Source organism: Ferrovibrio sp. (assembly GCF_029255545.1).
Taxonomy (GTDB): domain Bacteria; phylum Pseudomonadota; class Alphaproteobacteria; order Ferrovibrionales; family Ferrovibrionaceae; genus Ferrovibrio.
Map to the genome: position 1 here is coordinate 133,598 of NZ_JANLJJ010000082.1, position 6,353 is coordinate 139,950.

At 66.3% G+C, this 6,353-nt stretch carries 7 protein-coding genes and 1 pseudogene; all 8 read left to right on the forward strand.

Annotated elements, in window-relative coordinates; all coding sequences use genetic code 11:
- Nucleotides 1-220, forward strand: a pseudogene (locus Q1J79_RS16565) (ABC transporter substrate-binding protein); the annotation flags it as partial.
- 71 nt (nt 221-291) lie between these two features.
- The gene (locus tag Q1J79_RS16570; RefSeq protein WP_300302540.1) at nt 292-1,212 is read left to right on the forward strand and encodes a branched-chain amino acid ABC transporter permease; all 921 of its coding nucleotides are present in this window, start codon (nt 292-294) and stop codon (nt 1,210-1,212) included.
- A 14-nt stretch (nt 1,213-1,226) separates the two neighbouring features.
- On the forward strand, nt 1,227-2,360 hold the full coding sequence (locus Q1J79_RS16575) for a branched-chain amino acid ABC transporter permease (protein ID WP_300302542.1): 1,134 nt from the start codon (nt 1,227-1,229) through the stop codon (nt 2,358-2,360).
- On the forward strand, nt 2,353-3,108 hold the full coding sequence (locus tag Q1J79_RS16580) for an ABC transporter ATP-binding protein (RefSeq protein WP_300302544.1): 756 nt from the start codon (nt 2,353-2,355) through the stop codon (nt 3,106-3,108). The genes Q1J79_RS16575 and Q1J79_RS16580 overlap by 8 nt, the downstream gene beginning before the upstream one ends.
- A gap of 7 nt (nt 3,109-3,115) precedes the next feature.
- Nucleotides 3,116-3,817: an ABC transporter ATP-binding protein gene (locus tag Q1J79_RS16585; RefSeq protein WP_300302563.1), complete on the forward strand. Its 702-nt coding sequence runs from the start codon at nt 3,116-3,118 to the stop codon at nt 3,815-3,817.
- A 107-nt stretch (nt 3,818-3,924) separates the two neighbouring features.
- Nucleotides 3,925-4,989, forward strand: a complete 1,065-nt coding sequence (locus Q1J79_RS16590; protein WP_300302546.1) for a GGDEF domain-containing protein — start codon at nt 3,925-3,927, stop codon at nt 4,987-4,989.
- Nucleotides 4,990-5,031: 42 nt separating this feature from the next.
- Entirely contained in the window at nt 5,032-5,823 is a 792-nt protein-coding gene (paaG, locus tag Q1J79_RS16595; RefSeq protein ID WP_300302548.1) for a 2-(1,2-epoxy-1,2-dihydrophenyl)acetyl-CoA isomerase PaaG, read from the forward strand.
- Entirely contained in the window at nt 5,820-6,266 is a 447-nt protein-coding gene (gene paaI, locus Q1J79_RS16600) for a hydroxyphenylacetyl-CoA thioesterase PaaI (protein ID WP_300302550.1), read from the forward strand. Before paaG ends, paaI begins: the two co-directional genes overlap by 4 nt.
- Nucleotides 6,267-6,353 lie beyond the last annotated feature (87 nt).

Below are 6,353 nucleotides of genomic sequence, written 5' to 3' on the forward strand. Positions count from 1 at the left end.
GGGCAACCTCAAGGACAAGGATGCCGTGCGCAAGGCGCTGGAAGCCGCCAAGTTCGACTCCGTGCGCGGCCCGTTCAGGTTCGGCAACAACCACTTCCCGATCCAGAATTTCTACCAGCAGGAAGTCTACAGGACCGCCGATGGCGACTACGACCTGCGCACGGTCAGCACGGTGCTGACCGCGCACCAGGACCCGCATGCCGCCAAATGCAAGATGTGATGTACTGACCAGCCCCCGCCGCGCCCCGGTTCGCCGGGGCGCGGTTTCCACCTGACGAGTGCCCCGCCACCATGCTGCTGCTTCTTTTCGAGCAATTCCTCAACGGCCTGCAGATCGGCCTGCTGCTGTTCCTGCTGGCCGCCGGCCTGACCCTGGTCTTCGGCATCATGGACCTGGTCAACCTGGCGCATGGCTCGCTCTACATGATGGGCGCCTATTTCGCCGCCGTGTTCACCCAGTGGACCGGCAATTTCTTTCTCGGCGCGCTGCTCGCCCTGCCGGCCGGCGCGCTGCTCGGCATCGTGGTCGAGGTGATCGCGCTGCGCACGCTCTATACCCGCGACCATCTCGACCAGGTGCTGGCCACCTTTGGCCTGATCCTGTTCTTCAACGAATTCGCCCGCGTCGTCTTCGGCGCCGGCGGCATGGCGATCGAGTTGCCGTCATGGCTGGAAGGCCAGGTCATGGTGATGCCCGGCCTGCCCTACCCGTCCTTCCGGTTCCTGATCATCGTGGTCGGCCTGGCCTGCGCCGGCTTCCTCTACCTGCTGGTGCAGAAAACCCGGCTCGGCATGCTGATCCGCGCCGGCGCCTCCAACCGCGAGATGGTCGGCGCGCTCGGCATCGACATCAAGCTGCTCTTCACCCTGGTCTTCGGCCTCGGCTCGGCGCTGGCGGCCTTGGCCGGCCTGATGAGCGGGCCGATCACCACGGTGCAGATCGGCATGGGCGACAACATCCTGATCCTGGCGCTGGTGGTGATCGTGATCGGCGGCATCGGCTCGATCCGCGGCGCCTTCATCGCCGCCATCGCCATCGGCGTGATCGACACCATGGGCCGCGCCTTCCTGCCCAACATGCTCGGCACCGTGCTCAACCCGTCCGATGCCGGCACGCTGGCCCAGGCGCTCTCTTCCATGCTGATCTACATCCTGATGGCCGCCGTGCTGGTGCTGCGTCCCGCCGGGCTGTTTCCCGCCCCGGGCCGCTGAGGAGCCGATTGTCGATGCCTGCCCTCATGCACAAGCCTGTCACCACCATCGTCGCCATTGCCCTGCTCGGCCTGCTGGCCCTCGTTCCGGTCGCGTCCGAGGCCTTCGACGATCCCTTCATGCTCACGCTGTTCACCCGCATCGTGATCATGGCGATTGCCGCCGTCAGCCTGAACCTGATCCTGGGCTATGGCGGCATGGTCAGCTTCGGCCACGCCGCCTATATCGGCATCGGCGGCTACTCGGTCGGCATCCTCGCCCATCACGGCGTGCATGCGGCCTGGATCCAGTGGCCGCTGGCCCTGGCCATGTCGGGCATCTTCGCCCTGCTGATCGGCCTGCTGTCGCTGCGCACCAGGGGCATCTTCTTCATCATGATCACGCTGGCGCTGGCCCAGCTGGTCTATTATCTCGGCAACGGCGCCTATGCCTATGGCGGCGACGATGGCCTGACCATCCTCAAGCGCAGCGATTTCGGCGGCCTGATCGACCTCAACCACCGCCCCACGCTCTATTATCTGTGCTGGGCCATCCTGGTTGCCGCCCTGTATTTCTGCCACCGCACGGTCAACTCGCGCTTCGGCATGGTGCTGCAGGGCGCCAAGTCGAACGACCGCCGCATGGCCACCATCGGCTTCCCGATCTTTCGCTATCGCCTGACCGCCTTCGTGATCGCCGGCATGGTCTGCGGCCTGGCCGGCGTGCTCAGCGCCACCTTCACCGATTTCGTCAGCCCGGCGATGATGCACTGGAGCCGTTCGGGCGACCTGATCGTCATGGTGGTGCTTGGCGGTATGGGCAGCCTGTTCGGCCCGCTATTCGGCGCCGTCAGCTTCCTGCTGCTGGAGGAAATCCTGTCCGGCTGGACCGAATACTGGAAAATCGTGTTCGGCCCGATCCTGGTGCTGGTGGTGATCTTCGCGCGCGGCGGCATCGACGGCGCGCTCAGCCGTGGCCAGGCCGGCGCGCTGATGACCGGCATCGCCGCCTTCTTCCTGGTCTATGGCGTGCATCTGGTCTACGAGGATGCCTGGATCATCCCCACCCTGATCCTCGCCGCGGCCTTCACCCTGTCCGGACTGGTCTGGTGGCATTACCGGCGCAAGCGCGTGGCATCGACTGAAACGGCGGGAGGCGACCATGCTTGAACCGGTTCTGCAGGCCTCCAACCTGGTCAAGCGCTTCGGCGGCCTGACCGCCACCGACGACCTCTCGCTCGACATCCGCGAGGGCGAGATCCATGCCGTGATCGGCCCGAACGGCGCCGGCAAGACCACGATGATCGGCCAGCTGATCGGCGAGCTGCGCCCCGATGCCGGCAGCATCCGCTTCCTGGGCCAGGACATCACCCACCTGCCGGTGCACAAGCGCTCGCATCTGGGCATCGCGCGCTCGTTCCAGATCACCTCGATCTTCCTGAACTTCACCGCGCTCGACAATGTCGCGCTGGCGGTGCAGGCCCATGACGGCCATTCCTTCCGTTTCTGGGGCGATGCCCGGCGCGATGCCGGCCTGCGCGAACCCGCCATGGAAGCCCTGAAGCAGGTTGGCCTGGCGCACCGCGCCGACGTGGTGGCCAGCGCGCTCAGCCATGGCGAGCATCGCCAGCTCGAGATCGCCATGGCCCTGGCCACCAGGCCCAAGCTGCTGCTGCTCGACGAGCCGATGGCCGGCATGGGGCCGGAGGATTCCGCCCGCATGGTCGCCATGCTGCAGAGCATCAAGGGCAGCGTCACCATGCTGCTGATCGAACACGACATGGACGCCGTTTTCGCGCTGGCCGACCGCATCACCGTGCTGGTCTACGGCCATGGCATCGCCACCGGCACGCCGGACGACATCCGGCGCAACGAGCAGGTGCGCCAAGCCTATCTCGGCGACGAACTGGAGGCATGAGATGAGCCTGCTGGAAGTCGAAGCCATCGACACCTTCTATGGCCGCAGCCAGGTGCTGTTCGGCATGAATCTCGCCATCGCCGCCGGCGAGGTGGTCACCCTGATGGGCCGCAACGGCATGGGCAAGACCACCACGATCCGCTCGATCATGGGCCTGACCCCGGCCGCGCGCGGCAAAATCCGCTTTCGCGGCGAGGATATCCGCAGCCTGCCATCCTATCGGGTCGCCAAGGTCGGCCTTGGCCTGGTGCCGGAGGGGCGGCAGATTTTCCCCAACCTGTCGGTGAAAGAAAACCTGATCGCCACAGCCGCCAACCGCAACGGCGCCAGTCAGCCCTGGACTTACGAGCGCGTCGTCGAGCTGTTTCCCCGGCTCGCCGAGCGCGCGAATAACATGGGCAACCAATTATCGGGCGGAGAGCAGCAGATGCTGGCCGTCGGCCGCGCCCTGATGACCAACCCGCACCTGCTGATCCTCGACGAGGCCACCGAGGGCCTGGCCCCGCTGATCCGGCTGGAAATCTGGAACTGTCTGGAACGGTTGAAACAAACCGGCCAGTCGATCCTGGTGGTGGACAAGAATGTCGAGGCGCTGACCCGCCTGGCCAACCGCCATTACGTGATCGAGAAAGGGCGCGTGGTCTGGCAGGGTGATTCCGAAGCCCTGCGCGCCGCGCCGGATATCCGGCACCGTTATCTCGGCATCTGATACGGAAATTTCCGCGAATCCCATTGCCAGCCGCGCCAGCCGGTCCCACAGTATGGACCGGCGGTGCAACGGTCCGGGGAAGATCGCCCCGCCGGCAGGGGAGCAGGATGTATCACGACGATCTGCATCAGGCGGCCGAATTCGCCCACGCGGCGGTGGCCAGTATGACGCGGTTCTCGATTCCGCCGACCCCGATCAATTTCACCATCTGGTACGAATACCATGCCGGCCGCGACCCGGCGCTCAGCCGCGCCATCGACAGCCTGCTGGCCTCGCAGACCCCCTTCACGCCCGACACCACGCTGCAGCTCTACGAGGAATTCCTCAACCCGGCCCGCATGCTGCGCGCCTCGCGCGAGACCACCGAGAAGCTGCAGGAAGCGATGGACGAGCTGCGCGTCTTCGTCGGCGCCGCCGAGGTGGACACCCGCACCTATGGCGACAAGCTGGAGCATTTCTCCGACAAGCTCGACCAGCACGGCAACGGCCCGGCCTTCGGCTCGCTGGTCGGCGCCATGCTGCAGGAAACCCGCGCCATGCAGCAGCGCAACCAGTCGCTGGAAGACCGCCTGGCCGAGACTACGGCGGAAGTGCAGCAGCTGCGTGAGCATTTCGAGCAGGCCCGCCGCGAGGCGCTGTCGGACTCGCTGACCGGCCTGGCCAACCGCAAGAATTTCGAGCAGACGCTCACGCTGTTCGCCAAGGCCGCGGTCGACAACAACGAGCCGCTGGCGCTGATGCTGCTCGACATCGACCACTTCAAGCTGTTCAACGACCGCCATGGCCACCAGACCGGCGATACCGTGCTGCAGCTGGTGGCCCGCACCCTGAGCGACAACGTGAAAGGCCAGGACCTGGCCGCGCGCTATGGCGGCGAGGAATTCGCCCTGCTGCTGCCGCGCACCCGTTCCGACCAGGCAATCAAGCTGGGCGACAACATCCGCGCGCTGATCGCCGGACGCAAACTGGTCAAGCGCAATTCCGGCGCCGAGCTGGGCCGCATCACCATCTCGGCTGGGGTCGCCGAATACCGCCCCGGCGAAGCGCTCAGCGCTTTCGTGCAACGGGCCGACGGCGCGCTCTATGGCGCCAAGCGCAACGGCCGCAATCGCGTGGTTGCCGCAACGGAAGCCGCCGCGGCAAGCCTGTCCGAGACTGTTCTACCCTCCTGAAAAATCGGCTAGCGTGTTCGCCATACAAGGGAGCGAAACGTTATGGCCTATAATACCCTGCTGGTCGACAAAGCGGACGGCGTCGCAACGATCACGCTGAACCGTCCCGACCGCCTGAACGCGCTGAACACCGAAATCATGGTTGAGATGCTGGCAGCCCTCGAGGAGATCGAGGCCGACAGCGCGATCCGCTGCCTGCTCATCACCGGCGCCGGCCGCGGCTTCTGCTCCGGCGCCGACCTTGCCAGCGGCGACTTGACGAAGGACGGCGGCCTGCCCGACCTGGGCAAGGCTTTGCACAACAACTATCACCCCGTGGTGCGCAAGCTGGCTGCCCTGCGCATGCCCATCGTCTGCGCCGTGAACGGCCCCGCCGCCGGCGCCGGCATGAGCCTGGCGCTGACCGGCGACATCGTGATCGCCGGCCAGTCGGCCAGCTTCCTGCAGGCCTTCGCCAATATCGGCCTGGTGCCCGATGCCGGCAGCACGTATTTCCTGCCCCGCCTGGTCGGCGCGGCCCGCGCGCAGGGCCTCACCATGCTGGGCGAGCCGCTGCCGGCGCAGACTGCCGCCGAATGGGGCATGATCTGGAAATGCGTCGACGATGCCGCTCTGATGGACGAGGCGCGCAAGGTGGCCACCAAATTCGCCAGGGGGCCGACGGTCGGCCTCGGCCTGATCCGCCAGCTGATGCAGCAATCGTGGAGTGCCACGCTGGATGGCCAGCTCGAGGCCGAGCGCTCGGCCCAGCGCGTGGCCGGCCGCAGCCGCGATTTCATCGAGGGCGTCTCGGCCTTCCTGCAGAAGCGCCCGGCCAAGTTCACCGGCCAATGAGTGCCCTGAGCCCACAACAGATCGCCGAGCGCATCGGCCAGGCCGCCGCTGAACGCGACCTCGCCGCGCAGCGGCTCGGCATCGAATTGCTGGAGATGGGCCCGGGCCGCTGCCGCCTGCGCATGACGGTAAAACCCGACATGGTGAACAGCCATGGCACCTGCCATGGCGGCGTGATCTTCACATTCGCCGATTCCGCCTTCGGCTATGCCTGCAATTCCTTCAACCGCAACGCCGTGGCGCAGCAATGCGACATCACCTACCTGCGCCCGGTGCTGCCCGGCGCGGTGCTGACGGCGACGGCTGAACTGCGCGAAACGGCCGGCCGCAGCGCGGTCTACGACATGGCCGTGCAGGATGAAGACGGCGACACGGTCGCGCTGTTCCGCGGCCTGGCGCGCACGATCAAGGGCGAAACCATTCCCGGACTGGAGAAAGCCTGACATGGCGAAACTCAACACCGACCCCAACCTGACCGATGCCGATGCCTTCTACGCGGCGCTGGTGAAAATGACCGAAGGCCTGGACGA

Coding starts and splice junctions, on each gene's coding strand:
- Q1J79_RS16570 (WP_300302540.1), top strand. CDS start 292: ATGCTGCTGCTTCTTTTCGAGCAATTCCTCAACGGCCTGCAGATCGGC.
- Q1J79_RS16575 (WP_300302542.1), top strand. CDS start 1,227: ATGCCTGCCCTCATGCACAAGCCTGTCACCACCATCGTCGCCATTGCC.
- Q1J79_RS16590 (WP_300302546.1), top strand. CDS start 3,925: ATGTATCACGACGATCTGCATCAGGCGGCCGAATTCGCCCACGCGGCG.
- Q1J79_RS16580 (WP_300302544.1), top strand. CDS start 2,353: ATGCTTGAACCGGTTCTGCAGGCCTCCAACCTGGTCAAGCGCTTCGGC.
- paaI (WP_300302550.1), top strand. CDS start 5,820: ATGAGTGCCCTGAGCCCACAACAGATCGCCGAGCGCATCGGCCAGGCC.
- paaG (WP_300302548.1), top strand. CDS start 5,032: ATGGCCTATAATACCCTGCTGGTCGACAAAGCGGACGGCGTCGCAACG.